Origin of the sequence: Nitrospira sp. (assembly GCA_029194665.1) — a bacterium.
Taxonomy (GTDB): Bacteria; Nitrospirota; Nitrospiria; order Nitrospirales; family Nitrospiraceae; genus Nitrospira_D.
Genome location: JARFXO010000002.1, coordinates 768,613 through 788,868, shown reverse-complemented (window position 1 = coordinate 788,868; position 20,256 = coordinate 768,613). Strand labels below are relative to the sequence as shown.

The 20,256-nt window shown below is 55.4% G+C and carries 18 protein-coding genes and 3 pseudogenes; 12 read left to right on the top strand and 9 right to left on the bottom strand.

Going from position 1 to position 20,256, the window contains the following annotated elements; all coding sequences use genetic code 11:
• Window positions 1-183: 183 nt before the first annotated feature.
• From P0119_09295 to P0119_09275, 5 genes are all read right to left on the bottom strand, one after another.
• Window positions 184-1,320, bottom strand: coding sequence for a glycosyltransferase (locus P0119_09295; protein ID MDF0666250.1), 1,137 nt, complete (start codon window positions 1,318-1,320; stop codon window positions 184-186).
• A gap of 293 nt (window positions 1,321-1,613) precedes the next feature.
• Window positions 1,614-2,525 (bottom strand): hypothetical protein, encoded by a 912-nt coding sequence (locus tag P0119_09290; protein ID MDF0666249.1) that lies wholly within the window; start codon window positions 2,523-2,525, stop codon window positions 1,614-1,616.
• Window positions 2,526-2,532: 7 nt separating this feature from the next.
• Window positions 2,533-3,966 (bottom strand): hypothetical protein, encoded by a 1,434-nt coding sequence (locus P0119_09285; GenBank protein ID MDF0666248.1) that lies wholly within the window; start codon window positions 3,964-3,966, stop codon window positions 2,533-2,535.
• Window positions 3,967-3,997: 31 nt separating this feature from the next.
• Window positions 3,998-4,219: a transposase gene (locus P0119_09280; GenBank protein MDF0666247.1), complete on the bottom strand. Its 222-nt coding sequence runs from the start codon at window positions 4,217-4,219 to the stop codon at window positions 3,998-4,000.
• A gap of 60 nt (window positions 4,220-4,279) precedes the next feature.
• Entirely contained in the window at window positions 4,280-4,558 is a 279-nt protein-coding gene (locus P0119_09275) for a hypothetical protein (protein MDF0666246.1), read from the bottom strand.
• Window positions 4,559-5,117: 559 nt separating this feature from the next.
• Here P0119_09275 and P0119_09270 point away from each other — a divergent pair.
• Window positions 5,118-6,344, top strand: coding sequence for a right-handed parallel beta-helix repeat-containing protein (locus P0119_09270; protein ID MDF0666245.1), 1,227 nt, complete (start codon window positions 5,118-5,120; stop codon window positions 6,342-6,344).
• A 387-nt stretch (window positions 6,345-6,731) separates the two neighbouring features.
• On the opposite strand, the pseudogene P0119_09265 reads toward P0119_09270, so the two are convergent.
• Window positions 6,732-7,327, bottom strand: a pseudogene (locus P0119_09265) (IS630 family transposase).
• A gap of 324 nt (window positions 7,328-7,651) precedes the next feature.
• Here P0119_09265 and P0119_09260 point away from each other — a divergent pair.
• The gene (locus tag P0119_09260; protein ID MDF0666244.1) at window positions 7,652-7,894 is read left to right on the top strand and encodes a hypothetical protein; all 243 of its coding nucleotides are present in this window, start codon (window positions 7,652-7,654) and stop codon (window positions 7,892-7,894) included.
• Between the two features lies 1 nt (window position 7,895).
• On the opposite strand, the gene P0119_09255 is transcribed toward P0119_09260, so the two are convergent.
• Window positions 7,896-8,612, bottom strand: coding sequence for a methyltransferase domain-containing protein (locus tag P0119_09255; GenBank protein ID MDF0666243.1), 717 nt, complete (start codon window positions 8,610-8,612; stop codon window positions 7,896-7,898).
• A 911-nt stretch (window positions 8,613-9,523) separates the two neighbouring features.
• On the opposite strand from P0119_09255, the gene P0119_09250 reads away from it, so the two are divergent.
• The 3 genes from P0119_09250 to P0119_09240 all read left to right on the top strand — a co-directional run bounded on the left by P0119_09250 (window position 9,524) and on the right by P0119_09240 (window position 12,778).
• On the top strand, window positions 9,524-10,234 hold the full coding sequence (locus P0119_09250) for a class I SAM-dependent methyltransferase (GenBank protein MDF0666242.1): 711 nt from the start codon (window positions 9,524-9,526) through the stop codon (window positions 10,232-10,234).
• 99 nt (window positions 10,235-10,333) lie between these two features.
• Complete coding sequence (locus P0119_09245; GenBank protein MDF0666241.1) at window positions 10,334-11,608, top strand: glycosyltransferase family 4 protein; 1,275 nt, start codon at window positions 10,334-10,336, stop codon at window positions 11,606-11,608.
• 196 nt (window positions 11,609-11,804) lie between these two features.
• Window positions 11,805-12,778 (top strand): IS5 family transposase gene (locus P0119_09240; protein MDF0666240.1). Its coding sequence is split into 2 segments (ribosomal slippage): window positions 11,805-12,093 and window positions 12,093-12,778, totalling 975 coding nucleotides; the frame shifts between segments, so codons are not numbered across the junction.
• Window positions 12,779-12,889: 111 nt separating this feature from the next.
• Here the strand turns inward: P0119_09240 and P0119_09235 are convergent.
• Window positions 12,890-13,590 (bottom strand): IS5 family transposase gene (locus P0119_09235; GenBank protein MDF0666239.1). Its coding sequence is split into 2 segments (ribosomal slippage): window positions 12,890-13,312 and window positions 13,315-13,590, totalling 699 coding nucleotides; the frame shifts between segments, so codons are not numbered across the junction.
• A gap of 194 nt (window positions 13,591-13,784) precedes the next feature.
• On the opposite strand from P0119_09235, the pseudogene P0119_09230 reads away from it, so the two are divergent.
• The 7 genes and pseudogenes from P0119_09230 (at window position 13,785) to istA (ending at window position 18,980) form a co-directional block, all read left to right on the top strand.
• A pseudogene (locus P0119_09230) lies at window positions 13,785-14,540 on the top strand (IS5 family transposase).
• Window positions 14,541-14,731: 191 nt separating this feature from the next.
• Window positions 14,732-15,868: a DegT/DnrJ/EryC1/StrS family aminotransferase gene (locus P0119_09225; protein ID MDF0666238.1), complete on the top strand. Its 1,137-nt coding sequence runs from the start codon at window positions 14,732-14,734 to the stop codon at window positions 15,866-15,868.
• A gap of 114 nt (window positions 15,869-15,982) precedes the next feature.
• Window positions 15,983-16,144, top strand: coding sequence for a hypothetical protein (locus tag P0119_09220; protein ID MDF0666237.1), 162 nt, complete (start codon window positions 15,983-15,985; stop codon window positions 16,142-16,144).
• 28 nt (window positions 16,145-16,172) lie between these two features.
• Window positions 16,173-16,592, top strand: a complete 420-nt coding sequence (locus tag P0119_09215) for a hypothetical protein (GenBank protein ID MDF0666236.1) — start codon at window positions 16,173-16,175, stop codon at window positions 16,590-16,592.
• Window positions 16,593-16,969: 377 nt separating this feature from the next.
• Window positions 16,970-17,374 (top strand): IS630 transposase-related protein, encoded by a 405-nt coding sequence (locus P0119_09210; GenBank protein MDF0666235.1) that lies wholly within the window; start codon window positions 16,970-16,972, stop codon window positions 17,372-17,374.
• A pseudogene (locus P0119_09205) lies at window positions 17,277-17,639 on the top strand (transposase). The gene P0119_09210 and the pseudogene P0119_09205 overlap by 98 nt, the downstream one beginning before the upstream one ends.
• A gap of 162 nt (window positions 17,640-17,801) precedes the next feature.
• Complete coding sequence (gene istA / locus P0119_09200; GenBank protein ID MDF0666234.1) at window positions 17,802-18,980, top strand: IS21 family transposase; 1,179 nt, start codon at window positions 17,802-17,804, stop codon at window positions 18,978-18,980.
• 81 nt (window positions 18,981-19,061) lie between these two features.
• Here the strand turns inward: istA and P0119_09195 are convergent.
• Window positions 19,062-20,236, bottom strand: a protein-coding gene (locus P0119_09195; GenBank protein ID MDF0666233.1) for an IS3 family transposase whose coding sequence is annotated in 2 segments (ribosomal slippage) — window positions 19,062-19,960 and window positions 19,960-20,236 — 1,176 coding nt in all. Because the reading frame shifts where the segments join, the coding sequence is not laid out codon by codon here.
• Between the last annotated feature and the right edge of the window lie 20 nt (window positions 20,237-20,256).

The window sequence follows — 20,256 nt, the reverse complement described above, 5'->3', positions numbered from 1 at the left end:
TCTTGATGATTCCAATTCGGAAGGGGACACCACTTGAATTATTGTCACTCGAAAGGATTCCAGAATGAGGAGATATTTCTTCGCTCCACCGCAATTTGAGCGGAGTGAGACAAACATATCGTTGCACCCAATATCTAATATGCTTGGGAATCCAATATCTAGCTAACGTGATCCACTGACTCTTCACCGAGAAAATACCCTCCTTCTCTCTTTGCAAACCTTGATAATATCTGAATATTGACCCTCATAATCCGTGACGAAACGTTGAAGACCAAACCACTCACTCGCCAGTTTTCGAGAGCGGCAACCCATGGCCGTGCGATCTGACGACTGCATCTCCAACATAGTTTTCAAAGCACGGGCTATGTCCATTGGATCAAAAGCATTACAGGTAATTCCATTTTCACCCGCCTCAACAATTAGCGGGAGATCTGAGACTCGACTCACCACGATCGGCAAACCACAGGCCATTCCTTCGACCACAGCATTTGGAATTCCATCCTGCACAGAGACATGAACAAGAGCATCGGCTCTCTGATACTCATTAACAACGGACTCCGAAAGACCTTTAAAAGAGATCACATCCTGCAAACCGTACTCGTCAACCAATTGGCGAGCTTTCATATAGGCTTGGGTCGCTTCACCTTTGGAGGTATTTTGATAACGTCCCACCCATTCCAAAATAAAGGGGTGCGTAGTTTGCTGACGAAGAATCCGCAATGCCTGCACCAGACGAACTGGATTTTTCACTTCCGATACCGTCCCCACGCAAACAAAGCGGAAGACTTTTCCAACTAATTTGGAAATTGGACAAAAACGGGTATCATCAACACCATTGCGTATAATTCGTAGTTTGCCTCGAAGCATTGGAGCAAGTCGGCAAAGGCTGTTTCTGTTCATTACCGTCTGGGTTACAACGCGGTCCGCAAGGTGAAACAAGACCAAAGCCCCCCATAGTGAGGGTTTATGTGGCGCATAGGTGGCGGTGGAGAAATCACTCGCTACCACTCCAAAACGTCGCCATGGTAAATTAGACATTACTGCCAGACTTGACGCACGTTTCATAAAGCCATGCACAATTTGTGGCCGAAAGGTTTCGGTCCAACGTTTTATCCCACACAATTTTTGACGTCTACTCGTCCCTTTCATTCGGTGGAGTTTCACTCCTCGTTCTTGTACATACTGATCAAAAACCCCCTCTCCCATGGCATTGTAACAAAAGATTTCCACGACATGACCACGATCTACCATTCCGGCCGCAAGCTCAGACAATTGCCGTTCCGATCCCCCTGCATTAAGGTTATCGATCAGGTACCCCACACGGAAAGGACTTTGATTGGGAGTATTATGAGTCATTATCAAACGTCAATCCCTTTCTTCGTTGAAATTCCGAAGTAGCCCCCAGCCTACCATATGGTTACGAAAGGCCCTATTACCAAAGGCAATACTGCCGGCATACACAAGCGCAACGAATGCGACCAGTAAACCCAAGTATGGTAATGCCTTCTAGGGAAACTTTTCCATAATTTCCAATAATTTGGAATGACACGCTAGAATGCATACACTGTCGATTTTTCGAAAGAGCTTCCGTCCCGCAAGTTTTGAAATGACTTCTAGTGTTCGATGCCCACGCGCAGAGCCGCCTGGACGAACTTGTTTTCCGTCATCACGCGGCCGAGTGAGCGAGTGAACCGCGGAGCTGCTTCCTCAGACATATGATAGCCGTCTGGAAAGTCTGAACCCGTGAGTGGTTCCACACCCTGCATGTCGATGAGATTCGCACCACCGTCTCGAATGGCGGCGCGAAGTTCGTCTGCGATCTTGTAAGAGCTCGGGAGCGGAATTGCCACAAACAGCACTTTGTCGCCACACGCGCTAGCCGCCGCGAGAAAGCGGAGCAGCCTCGTATAAGAGCGAGCCCCAGACTGGGGTGCCGGTTTGTCTGCTTTGGCTCGCACGCTGCGATTGATGGCCTTGGCAAGTTCCTTGTATCCCGGAATTGAGGCCAACACACGATCCTGGACCCGTTCGCGGTTCGCCATCGCGTGGAATACGCTCGCAAGCATAAACTCCACACGATCACCCGTTTCGCGCACATCGTGCTTAAACGCCTCACGTGCAAACTGGAAACCGGCGAAGTGCGCACCGAGCCGGTCGAGATGTAGTGCCTGGTTGTCATCCAACTGTGACCCCACAAAGCTCACCACGATCAGATTAGGGTGCGACTGCGCCTGGCCGAGATAGCGCTGGTAGATATAGTGCCAGTCTAGCAGCGTTGTATCATCGGGATGAATACGCGCCATGCTCGGCGCCGCAGGCCACACCTCCGTAATGACCTTGAGCAAGATACTCACACGCGTGAGCGAATTCCCCAAGAAGACAATGTGCGGCGCAGGCTGCCTGTCGAGCTCCGCAACACTTGACGGAATGGCATTGATGTGCTTCAGATCCAACGATAACTTGTCATCAATCGCGCGCATGCCGAGTTCCACCGCGCTGAGTACCAGTACGATTGCGGCAGTCACCTTTAGCTCAGAACTGGAAGTATATAAACTCATGTGCAGTGGGTGCGGGAAAGAAGACCAGCATCAGGAGGAAGTAGCTACAAACGGCGGCACACATGGTCCAGGGCCACTGTATGAATACAGCCAGGTCCTTTCGCGAATCGACCCATATCTCGAACAGGAACAGCGGAAGCGTGTAAAAGGCGACTAGTGCGAGCATCGACATCGCTCCCGGGGTCATCCGGAAATCGGTAAGGATCAAGTGTGTGAATGCGGCCACCTGCGATAGGTCCTCGGCGCGAAACAGTAGCCATCCGAAGCAAATAAAGTGGAACATCAATACCACTCGCCAGGTACGCCCGGCAAGCGTCGCAGGGATGGACTGTTCCCAGCTGAACAGCCGGTAAATGCACAATAGCGCACCGTGGAAAAGGCCCCAAAACAGGAATGTCCAGTTGGCACCATGCCATAGGCCGCCGAGTACCATTGTGATCATCAGGTTGCGATATGTGGTTGCCTCCCCCTTGCGATTTCCGCCAAGCGGTATATAAAGATAGTCGCGGAGCCACGTCGAAAGACTGATGTGCCAGCGGCGCCAGAAATCGCCTGGCGAGAGGGCGAGGTACGGGGTCTTAAAGTTGGTGATCAGGTCGACACCCATCCACTTGGCGATACCTTGTGCGATCGAACTATAGCCGGAAAAATCTGCGTAGATCTGCCATGCGAAGGCGTAGATAGCGGCCAGACATTCGGGACCCGTGAGCATGGACGTGTCTTTCTTAAAGATCATGTCCACGAGCGATGCCATGTTATCACCAATCACTACCTTCTTGAACAGGCCAATCAGGATGAAGTAGAGCCCAGCGACAAAATTCCCCTCGAGCCACGCGCGCGGAACCTCAAGTTGTTTGAGTAGGCCGCGGCCTAACTCGTCCTGCCCTTTGGCTCCCGAACGCATGATGGGTCCTGCCACCAAATGTGGGAAGAAGGAGACGTAGAGTGCGAAGTTTCGGAAGTTGGCCGCGGGTTTCGTCACGCCACGGGCGATATCGAACACATAGCTCATGCTTTGGAACGTATAGAAGGAGATCCCAACTGGCAGAACCAACTCCACAAACGGCAAGGACACGGACAGACCGAGTCCATTCAACGCGTCAGTAACTTCATGTGCAAAGAAGTTGTAGTACTTGAAGATTCCGAGCAGCAACAAATTCACCACTACCGAGATCCGCACGTAGCGCTGTCGAGGCGCGCCCTCAGGCGCGGCTGCCACCAAGTTACCGAGGCAGAAATCCATCACCGTCGAGAAAGCGATCAGCGGCAGAAACCGCCAATCCCACCAGCCATAGAAGAGATAACTTGCCGCGAGGAGGAACCACGTCTGCGCGCGAAAAGGTAGCAGCCAATAGGTTGGCAGCACCAGCGAAAAGAAGATCCAGAATGTCCAGCTATTGAACAGCATCGAAACAACATCCAATCATCGACTTGGCGCACTAGCAAGCTGCGGAAAAATTCAAGGTGAATGAGACGGACGCACCCCAAGTCCAATCGCACGAGCTGTCGATGCTCATCCCCACCAGGTTGTACACGGCCGCGACGATGGTGAACGGCCACCTGACTCGTTGCACACTCCGAAGTTTGACCTTGCGCAGCAATCCCACCGTCTTCAACCAGCCAAAGACCTCTTCGACCCGTTTGCGCTTCTGTTGACTCATAGCATAGCCGGGGTGCCGGCGATCAATCTCATTGGCTCGGTGTGTCGTAAGCTGGACCACCTAGGGGGTGACCTGCAAGGCCCGTAGATTCTGGACGAATTGATGGGTATCATCGCTCTGCTCGCCAGCCAGCGTGATCCGTCGTGGGTGGGCAGGCTGTCTAGCAAGGCGAGCGCCGCCTTGCGTTCTGCAGTCCCTGTCGCCCTTGGCATAGACCGGCTCGATCGTGGCCAGCATGTTCGCCCACGGCACGACGCAGTTCATGTCGTCGAGAAACCGTTCCGGCCGGGTAGGGTTGCGACACTGTGCAAACGACACATCTGCAAACGTCTGCTGCATGGGATTTGCCCCTCCTTATCGGTGCTGCGCTCCTACTAGCACATCCCGACTGGAGAATAAATCACATCTTCCATAGGCCAACACAACCACATCAGCACATCAGTCAGATTGCAGGGTGATCCATTTCGGCTTGAAATAGGGGCACGCTCAGGACCAAGTTGGCCCCCATCTAGCCTAGCGCTGATCACGCGCACCGGCGTTAGAAGCACGCCGGCAATAACTGGTTAAACTGGCCAATGCATTCAGCCGTTATACAGATCGGCTCTTCGTCGTATTCCTCTGTCGACTGATCTTCGATGTGGTCATCACCGTGTCAGGCGTCTCGACAAGCAGAACGGTCAGCGTCTCCTCCCACCTACAGTGCTTACAGCCTAATCAATATTTGCGAACCATTTTCCCCAATTTTTTAACTACTTAGCGAATGGTCAATGTGGCATGGTTACTGCTACTCTTACTGCTTTCATTGATTACTGAACGAAATAGCGCTGAACCTGATTCCGGGGAACTGCTCAGCGTGTTGCAGGTTACAAGTATACCTAATCTAATAAGGAGACTCCATATGCTTCGACTCAAGCGAGCGATCGGTGCCTGCATACTGGCCAGTGCCTTCTTACCCGCGGTGGTTACCCACGCGGCGACGTACTATGTCGCCACCACCGGGAACAATAGCAATTCTGGCACAAGCTCCAAGCCGTGGCGGACGGTGGCCTACGCGACATCCAAAATGGTCGCGGGGGATACCACCTATGTCCGGGGCGGGACGTACATGGAAGGGTTGATCCAATTCGGAAGATCCGGCACCTCATCGACTCCCATTAAGCTCCTGAACGCTCCTGGCGAATTCCCTATCATTAATTTTATCGACAGGACATCAACTAGACAGCTTCTTTTTAAAAGCTTTTCTGGTAGTCAGAATGCGATCGCTTGGATCACGTTCGAGGGGTTTGAGCTTCGGAATGGGTACGTTGGCCTCAAAATAATCAACGGCCAGAATTTAACGATTCGGCGGAATTGGATTCATCATCATCTTACGCAGGGGATTTACGGGAATGCCACCAAGTCGCTGATCGACCGGAACAAGATCAACCACAATGGCGATTTCTCCCGCTGTGGTAGCACTCCTTCAATGTGCAACCAACACCACGGCCTTTATATGAATGGAACGGCAATCACAGTCACAAACAATCTCTTTTACGACAACCTTGCCATAGGCGTCCAACTGAACGGAACGGTCAGTTACAAGTCCAGTGCACATCCGGGGTCGGATTTCGCCCTCTCTCGCAATTGGGTCATTACCAACAATACCATTGCCTACCACGGTTATGGCGCTGGCATCGTTATCTGGGGCGACAACGGTGACAATGCGCGGATTGAGAATAATATTCTCTATGAGAACTGTGCCAAATGTGCTTCTTACCATACGAATGGGATTGTCTTCACGGGAACAGGCAGCACTGGGATTGTGATCAGAAACAATATTGCCTACGCGAGTGGATCCGGCGGTACGAAGTTTCTCAGTTCTGGAGGCAGCTACACGCAATCCGGCAATCTCGTGAATAGCTACCATCCGAAATTCGTCAACGCTCCAGCCACACTTCCATCATCGCCAAATTTCTCCCTGGCTTCAGGAAGCCCGGCCATCGACAACGGCTTGTCCATCTCTGCGGCCAAAATATCGTACTCCGGCACGATCCGACCAAAGCTATCTGCCTATGATATCGGCGCCTATGAATACTACGGTAGTAGGACCCTCGCTGCACCCACGTCGCTCCAGGCTGTTAACTGAAGTGCTTGGTGCTGCTGTGAGTCGATTGGCCTAGGGATAGCTCACTATCTATTGGTTTTTCGATTAACCGCCCGCATAGCATCCGCCACCGGTTTGTCTGTCCGCGTACCACGTATAGGCAAATCGGTGGTGTGGGGGCCTCCAGAGCTTGAACACATGGGGAGTGGTGCATATCAGTATGTGCTCTACATGGACATTTTGTATTCCACACAAGATGAACCTGTCGGAACCCGCAGAGCCTTAACTAATCTCTACATACCAAGCGAGATCATAGTTTTCTGAGTTGAGGGGAAAGACAGGATCGTGCTTTGATAGTTCTGGAATCCTTGGAAATTCCTTCCTGTCACGTCTACCATCACGCCGCTCGGGTCGAGCTAGTGTAGTGTTTCATGCTGTTCTTGTCTTATCCGGGGAGATCCTGACTCGGTGCACTTTCGCCAGGATCTCCTGCGCGGATTTTTTCCAGACGAACGGTTTCGGGGCACTATTATGGTGGCGGAGATACTCCTCAATCGCCTGAATGAGCTCCGGGACGCTGCGGAAGCCTCCACGGCGAATGCGCCGCTCCGTCAGGTCGCGGAACCAGCGTCGACGGTGTTGAGCCACGAACTCGACGTCGGGATGAAGTGCAGGTGGAAGCGTGGGTGCCGCCGCACCCACCGGCGCACGGTGGGATGCTTATGTGTGGCGTAATTGTCCAGGATCAGATGCAGGTCGAGAGCCGCAGGCGTCTCCGCATCGATCTTCTTGAGGAGCCGGAGAAATTCTCGGTGCCGATGGCGCGGCAGGCAGTCGCCGATGACCGTTTCGTCGAGCATACTCAGTGCCGCGAAGAGCGTCGTCGTGCCGTGGCGTTTGTAGTCGTGTGTCATGGTGCCACCATGGCCTTTCTTCATCGGGAGGCCTGGCTGGGTGCGGTCCAGGGCCTGGATCTGGCTTTTCTCATCCACGCTGAGGACGAGCGCGTGCTCCGGCGGATTCAGACACAATGTCAGCGGGCAGTCCGCCACCCAGGTTTCAAACAGACCGCTCACTTTGAGAAACTCGATGAAAAAGGGGAGTTGGCCAAGCGGCGTGACGGCTACAGCGGGATCCCACTCGACATGGATGCGTCCCCCGAACGTATCTAGCGCGATCGCCCCGTTCTGTCCCGCTCCGACCTTGTGTAGCGCCTCACCCATGGGGTGACTTCCTTCGTGCGAAGAAATCTCCCGTCCCTCCGATCCCAGCAAGGCTCTCCCGGAGCCTGCCGCTGCTTCAACTGCCGTTTATAGGTTTATCACTTCCCGCAGGAGCACTGGCGGCATTTGCGGACCACCAATGTGGTGGAATCGCCGTTTGCGTCGGTCCGGCTTCGGACGACGGCGGGCAAGCGGTTCAAATGCGTGGAGTCGGCGACCACCTTGATCTGGAAAGTCTTGCAGGTCGCAGAACAGCCGTTCCGGCGCTTGAATGCGCTGGAGTTATTGCCCCTGATCTATGCTGGAGTCCCGATTGTCGACGGAAGGAAGCAGACACCCGAGGTCATCCACCAGGAGGTCGCCGCCTGATTCAATTTACACACCTATTGACATGACCTCCCGGTACGGAGTGAGCAAGGCATACTGCCCCGATATGAGACTGTACCGCATGAAGATTAACCGGCTTTGGTTTGTGCCCCATCATGAGAACAACTGGGGGAAACGCCCAACTTCTCACGACAAATCCATCAAAAACTTCTGAGATCAATCTTATTTCGTTTGAAGTAAAATACCGCGCTTTCTTATGGTCCCATTTTCCATGTCGGAACGTGCGGAGGAGATGTACCCACCAAGATCCCTTCGCATTCTCCAAAAACACAATCTTCCCGCCAGGCTTTAGCTTTTCCTTAACCTCTTCGAGGAAACGGACCAAGTCCGGAACCATGACCAAGACGCTTTTCGAGAACACCACATCGAAGGAGTTAGCATTCACAGTTGACAAATCACCTACGTCTCGAACAAATAAGGTCATATCTGAGACCTTCAATCTTGCTGCCTCCTCACAAGCCAGCGCTAAGGACTTTCTATTTAAATCAAGGCCAATAACTTTGGCGCCAAGAAGAGCAAACAAACATGCCATTTTCCCATAACGTGTGCCAATTTCGAGCACGTGTTGGCCCCGTAAGTCCCTTCCTATGAAATGCTCAAATGCATATGTCATGAGATGCTGCCACGCCTTCCCTCCCCATTCCATGAAATAATCGAGGCGCTGCAGCGGATGTACAGTTATTTCCTGACGAGAGTCCATACGAGACACATCCTTTCTGAAATTAACTTTGATTGCAGAATCCATCGAATGAAAATCTCTGTCCATTGGGCTACGCAAACAGACGACGGGTACTCTCAGTTTGAGGCTGACTATAGATGAACACAGCCTGTAAATTTCCCCCCTTAAGGATACAGTTCGAAGGGAGCAATTCTGGCCGGTGACGCTGGCTCCTTGACGAGACAGTTCTTAACCAGAGCAGGAGGCTTCCTCGACGATCCGTTCATCCTCACGTTGACGGACGAACTCCCACGGAGCCAGGTGCCCGAGTGAGCTGTGTGGGCGGCGAGCGGGCCTCAGACTTTTTTCGGAGTGCATCCGACGACATAGGTTTGGCCAGCGAGAGGTCTGTCACCAGCCGTTTCAACCGGCTGTACTCTTTTTCGAGCTGTCGCAGCCGCAGGAATTCGCTTATCCTCAGGTGGGCGTCCTTCGTCTTCCAGGCCTAGAAAGTTCGCTCGGCAATCCCGTATTGCCGCCACAGATCGCCACTCGAGGTACCGGATTCGGCTTGGCGTAGGGCGTAGACGATCTGCTTTTCGCTAAACTTCGACCGCTTCGCCGATCCACTCCTTTCGTTGAGGATCGCCGAAGCCATCATCCTGTTCTACTCTCGAGGTACCGTCGTTTGCGAGGGAGACCTCATCTGCCCGAATGTTCTCCTTCTGAGTTGCCTCAATCTACGGGGAGTTGCTTTATCAGTCAAGGGGACAGTTTTAAGGCAGTACATCGGGCCTTGCTAGATTTTTTGATCCTGTGTACAAGAATAAAAAATTCAATTTGCGGATACTGGGCACTTGAGGCACTTCACACCTTTAAACTGCGGACACCACGGCCGACCTTGATATCTTTTGACTTCTTGCTCTGAAGTGTTGAGAAAATAAGGAAGCGCAATGATGGATCAATCCGAGGTAGATCTTGAATCGGAAGAGACGCGTATTAGATCGGTTTACGCGAAACGGCAGGGATCGTTCCGATATTCATGGTTCAATCACGCGCACGTCTTTAGGGTTCAGGAGCTGGAACGCGATATCTTGGCTGTCTTGAGAGCAACAGATTTCCAACATATCCAAGAAAAAAGAATTCTCGAGATTGGATGTGGACAGGGGCAGTGGCTTCGTCAGTTCATCAAATGGGGAGCGTACCCCGAAAATGTGACAGGGGTCGATGTTCTTCAAGACCGTGTGACCCAAGCAAGGCAGTTAAGCCCTCCGGGAATGCAAATTCACTGCGACAACGCTACGAGGCTCTCGTTCAATACCGCAAGCTTCGACCTCGTTGCACAGTTCACAGTCTTTTCGTCTATCCTCGATATTACCATCAAAGAAATGGTCGCTCGTGAAATGCTTCGTGTGCTGAAAGAAGAAGGCTTTATTCTTTGGTATGACTTCCTCCTCAACAATCCGTCGAATCCCGATGTGCGAGGTATACGAAAGCGTGAGATCGTTCATCTATTCCCAGACTGTCATATTGACCTCCATAGGGTCTCGCTGGCACCGCCGTTGTGCCGCTTACTTGCGCCCTATACATGGCTGGGGTGTTATGTCCTCGAACGAATCCGTTTATTTAATACACACTATCTTGCGGTAATTAAACGAATTTAGTGAACGATCATTATGCATCTTATGTATATCTTAAGCAGAAATGATGAAAGGCCCGATGTCGGTACAGGACTGTTCGCCCAAGCTGGGATTTAGAAATTCATGCCACGGCTACTTCTGTTAACACAATATTTCCCTCCTGAAATCGGGGCTGCCCAGACACGTCTCTTTGAGCTTGGGCAGGAGCTTTCCGGTTTGGGGTGGGAGGTAGAAGTGCTCACCGCTCTGCCTAATTACCCTACGGGGCGAATCTTTGAAGGCTACGACCCTGGAAATCCCGTGAAAGAAGCATTGGGTCGGCTTTCAGTGGTGAGAGTACCACTACGCCCTGCTCAAAGTGGTTTCGTCCAACGGCTAATGTGTTATTTCTCATTTGCTAGATCTGCGGTTCGTTGGGGACCAACGCTGTGTGCCAAACCGGATGTGTTGTTTGTGGAGTCACCACCGCTGTTCCTCGGGCATGCCGGTATCCGCTTGTCCCGACACTGGGGTGTGCCGATGGTCTTCAATGTTTCCGATCTGTGGCCCGAATCGGCGAAATATATGGGAGTGGTCAAGAATCGACTGATTCTTGCCGGAGCTGAAACTCTCGAATTGTCATACTACCAAAGGGCTGCTTTAGTGACAGGTACGTCGAACGAAATCGTTGAATCAGTGCGGCATCGATGTCCCTCGACAGATGCGGAAGTCATTACCAACGGTGTCGACGTTGATCGGTTCGGTCCCCAATTTGCCGATGACGAGGCTCAATCTCTGCTGGGGGCTACGGATCATGTCACCTTTACGTATGCCGGAGTCATGGGGATGGCACAGGGCCTGGGTGTGGTTCTTGATGTTGCTGCGGCTGTTCGCGATTTGGACCATGTTCAGTTCGTGCTGGTGGGTGAGGGTGCGGAGCGTGAGTCCCTGCAACGCCGAATCGAAGTTGAGAATCTGCTCAATGTGCGACTACTAAGAGCACTACCCAAGGAAAGAATTCCTGCCTTGCTGGCGGTATCCCAGGTGGGATTCCACGTGCTTAAATTTTCAATACCCGGTTCTGTGCCCAGTAAGATTTATGAAGCGATGGCCAGCGGATTGCCTATTCTCTTTGCCGGCGGAGGGGAGGGGGCTCGGCGTGTGCTTGATGCCCGAGCTGGTTTGGTGGTTCCCTATGAAGATGTGCGAGGCCTCGAACAGGCTGTCCGCAAGCTAGCTTCGAACCCTGAATTGCGCCAGGAACTGGGACGAGCCGGGCGCTGTGCTGCAGAGCGACTGTACAATCGAAAAGAGATTGCCATGCGGCTACACCAGCTGCTGCTTAATGTGCTGAGCGGTGCTCAGCCTGCCCGAAGGGGACATGTTTCAATTCCAGGAGACCGAGCGGATGGAGGCTAACATTTCCGCTCATGGGCAACATGTTCTGGACTTGGTCGTAGGGGCCGGAGGAAATCAATCGGATTGTCACGGACAGTGTGAGCGATCTGCTTCTTGTTTCTGAGGCATCGGGAGTCGCAAATCTGAGGGAAGGTCTGATTTATTCCCCGTTGGTGATGTGCTATGAGGAGTGCAGCCCTGAACGGGAGACGCGCCCATGCACCAACAGACCTTTGCAGAAGTCACATTCGAGCACTATCGTAAGCCGACCCGCCGTGAGCGGTTCCTCGATGAGCTGAACCGTGTCGTGCCGTGGGCGGAATTGGTGGCGGTCATCGAGCCGGTGTATCCCAAGGCCGACGAGCCGGGCCGTCCGCCGGTGGGCATCGAACGGATGCTGCGGCTGCAGTGTCTGCAACAATGGTTCAACCTGTCGGATCCGGCTGTGGAGGACGCGTTGTACGACTCGCGGGCCATGCAGCAATTCGTCGGGATTGATCTGGGTCGCGGTCGGTTCCCGATGAGACCACGATCTGCAAGTTCCGTCATCTGTTGGAAGCGCATCAGATCGGCAAGCAGCTCTTTGCACGAATCGGGACGTATCTGGCCACCCACGGGACCATCGTGGATGCCACCATCATCAGCGCCCCTAGTTCGACGAAGAATCGCACGAAGGAGCGGGATCCGGAGATGCATCAGGTGAAGAAGGGGAAGCAGTGGTACTTCGGCATGAAGGCGCATATTGGGGTGGACGGCCAGACGAAGCTGGTTCACTCAGTGGCAGCCACGGCGGCGAATGTGCATGACAGCCAGGTACTACCGGAGTTGCTGCATGGGAAAGAGACGCGAGTGTGGGGTGATGCTGCGTATAGCGGACAACATGACGTGATTCAGCGCCATGCTCCCTCGGCCAAGAGCTTCGTGCAGACCAAAGCCCATCGCTATCGGCCGCTGAGTGAACTCGAGCGGGCTCGGACCTGCACGAAGCCGAAAGTCCGGGCGAAGGTCGAACATGCACTCTTGGTGATCAAACGGATCTTCGGCTGGGCCAAAGTCCGGTACCGGGAGCTCGCGAAGAATACCCATTGGCTGTATATCAGTTGCGGGTTGGAAAATCTGTATGTGGCACGCCGGCGACTCTTGGCGGAGACGGAGGGAATATGTGTCCGGGAGCTGGCAGCGGGCGATTAGACGGTGGTGGCCCACAACAAGGTTCTCGGAGCAACGGATGCCCGCCGACGGGGTCCTGGGGACCAGCCCAGGAACAGAGTACCGAGTGGAAATGTGAATTAGGGCGTGTCATCAATTAAGCCATATCATTGAAGCCGCGAGATAGATCGCGCCGAGGAAGTTGGAAGCACGTTTGTCGTAGCGTGTCGCAATAGCCCGGAATTGTTTCAGTCTGGCGAAAAAGTTCTCGATCAGGTGCCGCGCCTTGTAGAGGTCTTCATCGTATGTGCGTGGAACGGTCCTGTTGGATTTTGGCGGGATGACGATGGTTTTGCCCGCGTGTTGCAGCGGTTCAATCACCCGTTCATCGGCATCGAAGGCTTTATCGGCGATGACAGCATTCGCGTCAATGCCGGGCAGCAACACATCGGCGCCCTCAAGATCATGCGCTTGTCCCGGCGTGAGATGAAAGCCGGTGGGGTTCCCGAGCGCATCGCAGGTGGCGTGGATTTTTGTGGTCAGCCCGCCTTTGCTGCGTCCGATCGCTTCTTGTGTGTGGTCCCCCCTTTTGCGCCCGCGCTGTGCTGGTGGGCGTGGACGATGGTGGAATCGATCATGGCGTATTCATTATCGGGGTCGGCGGCCAGCCGTTCAAACACCCGTTTCCAGACGCCGCTTCGGCTCCAGCGCGTATGGACGACCCGAAAATCCCCGAACCGTTCTGGCAAATCTCGCCACGGGATCCCCGCGCGATACCGATACAACACCGCATCGACAAACAACCGGTTATCCTTGGCCGTCACCCCCACCGTGTCGTCAGGGCCGGGCAGCATGCCTTTGATTTTCTCTCACTGGTCATCACGCAACCCGTATCGTCTCACCATCCGCAGGCCCCTCCTTCGGCCTACGAAGAGTGAATCACAGCCAGATTGCCTTGTGAACCCGGAAAACTATTGATGACACGCCCTAATCAGATCTTCCCTAGGTCCTGTTAACACTAATGACCATTTTATGCGATACTGCGGACATGGAAATCACCGACGCCCAGTATCGCCACATCGCACCGTGGTTGCCGAGGCAACGAGGCAACGTGACGCTCGACAATCTGCATGTGCCCAACGCCATTCTGTACGTTGCCGAACAGGGGTGTAAATGGCGCGGTCTACCCAAGCGATTCGGCAACTGGCACACCATCTATACCCGCATGAATCGTTGGTCGAAGAGCGGGTGCTGGATCGCGTCTTTGCCCAGTTACAGCACGCACAGATCATCCGCGCGAGAATCGAAGCCGTCGCCTTGGACAGTGCCATCGTCAAGGTCCATCCAGATGGCACGGGGGCGTTAAAAAAACGGCCCGCAAGCCATTGGTCAGTCCCGCGGCGGATGGACGACCAAGATTCATCTGCTTGCCGTGGATGCTCGAACGGCCATAACGTTTGCTCCGTCCCCCGGCCAAGCCCACGATGCACCCGAGGGGCGAATGCTGTTGCAACGCTTCGGACGCATACCACGTCCGATCCACCTGGTGATGGATCGGGCGTATGAAGGCGATGAGACGCGGCAACTGGCCGTGGAGTGAGGGTATGTACCGGTGGTGCCGCCCAAGCACAATCGCCTCACGCCATGGGAATACGATCGAGCCTTGTATAAACGACGCAATGAGATCGAATGGCTGTTCCGTCGGCTCAAGGGATTTCGGCGCATGTTCACACGGTTTGAAAAACTCGATGTCATGTTTGTCGCGTTCATCACGTTCGCGTTGATCGTCGAGGGCTTGCGTTAGTGTTACAAGACCTAGGAGCTTCGATGCGCGACCACGTACGTCCTTAAGCGATGTTGTTCAGCTGTCGCTTCTCTGAATCGCGTGTATCGACGCACCGAAGGCAAGAATCTATCCTATCCAACCGGTGAGGGGCAGTTCACGTTGAATAAACTGGCATGAAGGCAATCTAGCATTTAACCGAGGAGATTTTCATGGGTGTTCCATTACTTGATTTGAAAGCACATCACGAGCCGCTTCACCAGGAAATCATGGCGGTGCTGGAGCAGATCTTCCGGAGCCAGGCCTTTATTCTCGGTCCGGATGTGGGCAAGCTGGAGGAACGTGTGGCCACCTATTGCCAGAGTAAGTATGGTATCGGCGTGACCTCCGGCACCGACGCCCTCTTAGTCGCCCTCATGGCTCTCGGCATTGGTCCTGGTGATGAGGTCATCACGACGCCCTATTCATTTTTTGCCACGGCCGGTGCAGTCGCGCGACTGGGAGCCAAGCCGGTACTTGTAGACATCGAGCCCGTCACCTATAACATCGATCCCGCCAAAATTGAGTCGGGTTTGACAGCCAAAAGCAAGGCGATTATTCCGGTCCATCTCTACGGACAATGCGCCGATATGGCTCCCATTATGGATCTCGCCAAGCGGCACAATCTGAGCATCATCGAAGACGCAGCCCAAGCCATTGGCTCGGAATACCATGACGGGCGGCGAGCCTGTAGTATCGGGACCATCGGCTGCCTGTCGTTCTTCCCGAGCAAGAATCTTGGATGTTTAGGCGATGGCGGGATGGCCATCACCAACGATCCAGATCTCGCGGAGCGGATGCGGGTCCTACGAGTCCATGGGAGCAAGCCAAAGTACTATCACAAGAGGATTGGAGGGAACTTTCGTCTCGATACGATTCAGGCTGCGGTCCTGAACGTAAAGCTCGATTATCTCGATGGGTGGACAAAAAGACGGCAGGAGAATGCCATTGGATACGAGACTCTCTTCAAGCAGAGCGGCCTCACACAGAATGGGAAAGTGAAATTACCAGAGCCCGTATACCGAAAGTCTGGCGCTAAGCACTATCACATTTATAACCAATTTGTGCTCAGAGTCGAGCAGCGAGATGCGCTCGTAGCTCATTTAAAGCAGAAAGGAATTGGTGCCGAGATCTACTACCCGGTTCCATTCCACCTGCAGGAGTGTTTTCTCTACTTGGGGCACCGGGAAGGAGACTTCCCGGAATCGGAGCGGGCAGCAAAGGAGACCGTAGCGATTCCGATTTACCCCGAACTGACCGCAGAGCAGCAGGCCGAGGTTGTTGAGGCGATTACTACCTTCTATGGATAGGCATTCCGTGCGAATCGAGAAGGTGTCACCGGTGATTTACCTGGGTGGAGAATTTTTGGTGACCATAACCAGGTACATGGTGTGGGTGATCCTTGACACCACATCCAGCGGCTCATGCGGCAGGCCCAGCTCCTGGCCCCTAGCCACGCACAGCGGGTGCTTGGGCCTCGGCACCAAGCTGAGACCATCACGACCAAGCAGATGTGGGGTATCGATGCGACCAGCACGGTGACGCTGGAGGACGGCTTCGTGGCCATCGATCATTGTACGCCTTGAAGGCGTCGGGGTTCATGCGGCGACCCGGGTGAGCCGCTTCGGGGCGTTGGAGCCGATTTGCCAGGGCGTACGACCGCAGTTCGACGCGTACTCGGTCGGTATCGCAATGGGTGTGCCGGTGCGGCATGATCATGGTCGTCAGGACATGAGTGCGGACTTTCAGGCCGAGCTCCGCTTCCTCGGGATGACGTCGAGTCCGGCGTTCGTGCGGGCTCCGGAAGGGAACGGGGTCGCGGAACGGTTCATCCGGACGCTCAAGGAGCAGTTCCGGTTGGTGCGAACGTTCCAGACCGCCGAAGACCTGTGCCATGCCCTCCACGGCTGGCTACTCATTTATTCATCTATAATGTACAGTGGCTGGTCGAGCGGCATGGGTTGCGCGCACCGGCTCAAGTGTGTCACGAGTTCCCGGCGACGCCGACCGCTGCATGAGAGTGTGGATCAATGAGAGAATCTAGCAGGTCACCGGGTGGTCGTGACTACTCGACGCACACCGTCGGCCCAGACATGACGATCGCCACGCGACGCGACCCACAGGATATGGCCATGTCAATGTCCAAGAAATCAAGAGCGGTACACCTGTGCCTTCACAAACGAATATGGGCGGCGTGTATCCAACAGAGCCTCGCCCTGGCGTCGGCTCAGGATAGTCGCGTTGTGCCAGGGATTCTCTTCTTTCACGGAATCTCCACTGCTCTCGCACGTCCAGGGTCCTCAAACGATCGTTCCAATCGCAGGAGCACAATCAGTAGGCACCGGACTGAATTATAGCGACGCCCGCAATTACCGATAGACATGAGGAGCGATTTGGGCGATCATGGGGGCATGAGATGCTCAGGAGACTTGCGTCAACGGGTGGTGGATTTTGTGCGCAGCGGCGGCAGCAAGGCCGAAGCGGCTCGGCGGTTCAAGGTGGGTGAGGCCAGCGTGTACCGGTGGCTCAAGCCTGGCGGCGTAACCTACAAGCGCCCCGGTCCTCGCCGTGCCCACAAGCTGGATTGGGAGCAATTGCGCCGTCATGTGGAGGCTCATCCCGATTGGACACAAGCGGAACGGGCGCGGCATTTCCAGGTGTCCCGGCATTGCATCTGGAACGCACTCCACAAACAGGCATTGACCCATAAAAAAAAGGATGGGCTACCAAGAACGCGATCCGCAGCAACGAAAACGGTTCCTGCGCCTGCGGGAACGGTTCTTTCGCCGCGGCAAACGGCCCGTCCATATCGATGAATGCGGCTTTGCTTCTTCGACGGCGCGGCGGTATGGGTATGCGCCGAGGGGCCAACGCGTGGACGGTCTGGTCTCCGGGCATCGACGGCCACGGACTTCGCTGATTGCCGCCCGTATGGACGGGCGACTCGAAGAACCGCTGCTCTTCGAAGGCACATGCGATACAGTGGTCTTCAACACCTGGCTGCAAACAAGGCTGTGCCCACGCCTCAATGCCCAGCATCTCGTCATACTCGATCATGCAACCTTTCACAAATCGCCAGAGACGGCGCAGCTTATCGCAGCCACCGGCGCCACGCTGCTCTTCCTACCGCCGTACTCTCCTGTCAGCGCCGATGATATACGTCACCAAATCACCGAACTGAAAAGTCCCCTAAAGACCGACGACCATGTCCCTTCACCAATTATCCAGTTGGAGGAGGGACGGATGCTGCGAAAGGAGGACTTCATGGTGATTCAGGCATTGGCACAACGGGGACTCTCTATGTGCGACATCGCGAAACAGGTGGGAGTGCATCCTCGGACGGTGCGCCGCACGCTGGCGCGGGGTGGAGCTCCAGCCTCGCGGTCGAGTCGGCGGGGCAGTCAGCTGGATGCCTATCGAGCCGACATTGACCGCTTCCTAGCCGACGGGGTTTGGAACGCGGTGGTCATCTTTCGGGAGTTGCAGACCAAGGGCTACACCGGACAGCTCTCGATCTTGCGGGACTACATCCGGCCGAAGCGGGCGATGCGGGCGAGCCGCGTCACCGTGCGATTTGAGACGGCTCCGGGCCGGCAGCTCCAGAGCGATTGGGCCGAGCAGCGCACGCTGATTGCCGGCGTCGAGACGACCGTCCACTTCATCGTCAATACGCTGGGCTTCTCGCGGCGGTTCCACTTCTGGTGCACGGACCGCGAGGACGCCGAGCACACCTATGAGGGGCTGATCCGAAGCTTCGAGTGGTTCGGCGGCGTCCCGGAGGAGGTCCTGGTGGACAATCAGAAGGCGGCCGTCCTCCTGCATCCGCGAGGCGGTCCTGCTCGGTTCCATCCACGGTTTGTGGACCTGGCGGGCCATTATGGGTTTGTGCCCCGCGCCTGCCGCCCCGCCCGCGCACAGACGAAGGGCAAGGATGAGCGGATGGTGGGCTATGTGAAACACCACTTCTTTGTTCGGTATCGCGCCTTCGACAGTTGGGCGCATCTCAATCAGCTCGCCGAACAGTGGTTGCGAGAGGAGGCGGACCAGCGCTGTCACGGGACCGTGCAGGAAATCGTGATTGAGCGGTTTGCCCGCGAGGCGCCCACGTTACGATCCTTGTCGGCCGTGCGGTACGACACCGCCTATCAGGAGCTCCGGCAAGTGAGCTGGGATGCCTACATTGACGTCCGTGGTCGTCGCTACAGCGTCCCGGCTCAGCTGGCAGGCCGCTCTGTCCAGATTCGGCTCACGCTCGAAGGCGAATTGGTTGTCTATGACGGCGAGCGACGCGTGGCGACCCACCGGGTGGTCTCGGGAGAGCCGGGCTGGGTCACCATCTCAGCTCATCATGCGGCTCTGTGGGCTCAGACGCTGGCAGTCGAACAGCGGCCCCTGGCCGTGTATGAGGAGGTGACGCCATGATGGAGCTGAGCGTCCTCCTCGATCGGCTCAAGATGGAACATTGACCCCGGTTGTCAAGAGTGGACGCCATGAGTCGCAGCCTCACGCCGCCGACTGCTGACGGGCCCACTGCTGGGCAAATGCCGCGGGCGAGCAATTCCCGAGTCGAGAATGTCGCCGCTGCCGGTTAGAGAATAGCTCGATATACTCCGTGATCTCGCGCCGAGCCTGCTCACGGGTTTCGTAGCGACGATGATGCACCAGTTCATTCTTCAGCGTCCCCCAGAAACTCTCCATCGGGGCGTTGTCATAGCAGTTCCCCTTCCGACTCATGGACGGGATCAGGCCGAACTGCCGCAGCTGATCCTGATAGTCCTGGGCACAATACTGCGAGCCACGATCGGAGTGGTGGATCAGTCCCGGGCGCGGACGTTTCGCCCCCAGTGCCATGACCAGCGCCTGCCTTACCAAGTCCGTCGTCATGCGGCCCTCCATCGCATGCCCGACTACCTCACAGGTATACAGATCTTTGATCCCCGCCACATACAACCACCCTTCTGCCGTGGGGATATATGTGATATCGGTGACCCAGGTCTCGTTCGGGCGCGTGGCGACAAACGTTTGGGCCAAGACATTCTCCGCCACCGGCAGCGCGTGCTTCGAATCCGTCGTGGTCGTGAACCGGCGCACCTGCTTGCAACGGAGGCTCAGTTTCTTGCGTAGCCGCTTGATGCGCCCAATCCCGGCGGGGAAGCCGTCCGCACGCAATTCCGCCTGGAGGCGCTCCGGGCCATACGTGTGCCGGGTGCGCACATGGGCAGCTTGGATCGCCACTTCTAGCCGCACATTCTCCTGGGCGCGTTTCGACGGCCGCCGATGCTGCCAGGCATAGTAGCCGCTTCGGGATACCTCCAGCACTCGACACAACAGACTCAGCGGGTAGTGGAGACGCAGCGTCCTCATGAGCGCGTACCGGGCAGCTGCGCCTTCGCAACGTACGCGGTGGCTTTTTTTAGGATGTCCCGCTCCATCCGCGCTTCAGCGAGATCGCGCTTGAGCCGAGACACCTCGGCCTCCAGCTCCGTCACGGGCCGTCGGCTCTCGCCCAGCGTCGCGAGCTGGCCCTGCCGAGCTCGACACACCCAGCCCTCGAGCGTCCTGCCCGACATGCTCAGGCGTCTGGCGGCCTCCGGAATCGTCAACGGCTGTTCCAGGACCAGCCGCACTGCCTGCTCCCTGAATTCCTTTGTATACTGCTGTCGCGGCACCTGTTCCATCTCACACCTCCAGACCTCTC

What these genes read in the sequence shown, in the direction of transcription:
- P0119_09285 (MDF0666248.1), bottom strand. Translation starts at nt 3,966, where the DNA reads ATGCTGTTCAATAGCTGGACATTCTGGATCTTCTTTTCGCTGGTGCTG.
- P0119_09280 (MDF0666247.1), bottom strand. Translation starts at nt 4,219, where the DNA reads ATGAGTCAACAGAAGCGCAAACGGGTCGAAGAGGTCTTTGGCTGGTTG.
- P0119_09275 (MDF0666246.1), bottom strand. Translation starts at nt 4,558, where the DNA reads ATGCAGCAGACGTTTGCAGATGTGTCGTTTGCACAGTGTCGCAACCCT.
- P0119_09270 (MDF0666245.1), top strand. Translation starts at nt 5,118, where the DNA reads ATGCTTCGACTCAAGCGAGCGATCGGTGCCTGCATACTGGCCAGTGCC.
- P0119_09255 (MDF0666243.1), bottom strand. Translation starts at nt 8,612, where the DNA reads ATGGACTCTCGTCAGGAAATAACTGTACATCCGCTGCAGCGCCTCGAT.
- P0119_09250 (MDF0666242.1), top strand. Translation starts at nt 9,524, where the DNA reads ATGATGGATCAATCCGAGGTAGATCTTGAATCGGAAGAGACGCGTATT.
- P0119_09245 (MDF0666241.1), top strand. Translation starts at nt 10,334, where the DNA reads ATGCCACGGCTACTTCTGTTAACACAATATTTCCCTCCTGAAATCGGG.
- P0119_09225 (MDF0666238.1), top strand. Translation starts at nt 14,732, where the DNA reads ATGGGTGTTCCATTACTTGATTTGAAAGCACATCACGAGCCGCTTCAC.
- P0119_09220 (MDF0666237.1), top strand. Translation starts at nt 15,983, where the DNA reads ATGCGGCAGGCCCAGCTCCTGGCCCCTAGCCACGCACAGCGGGTGCTT.
- P0119_09210 (MDF0666235.1), top strand. Translation starts at nt 16,970, where the DNA reads ATGAGATGCTCAGGAGACTTGCGTCAACGGGTGGTGGATTTTGTGCGC.
- istA (MDF0666234.1), top strand. Translation starts at nt 17,802, where the DNA reads ATGCTGCGAAAGGAGGACTTCATGGTGATTCAGGCATTGGCACAACGG.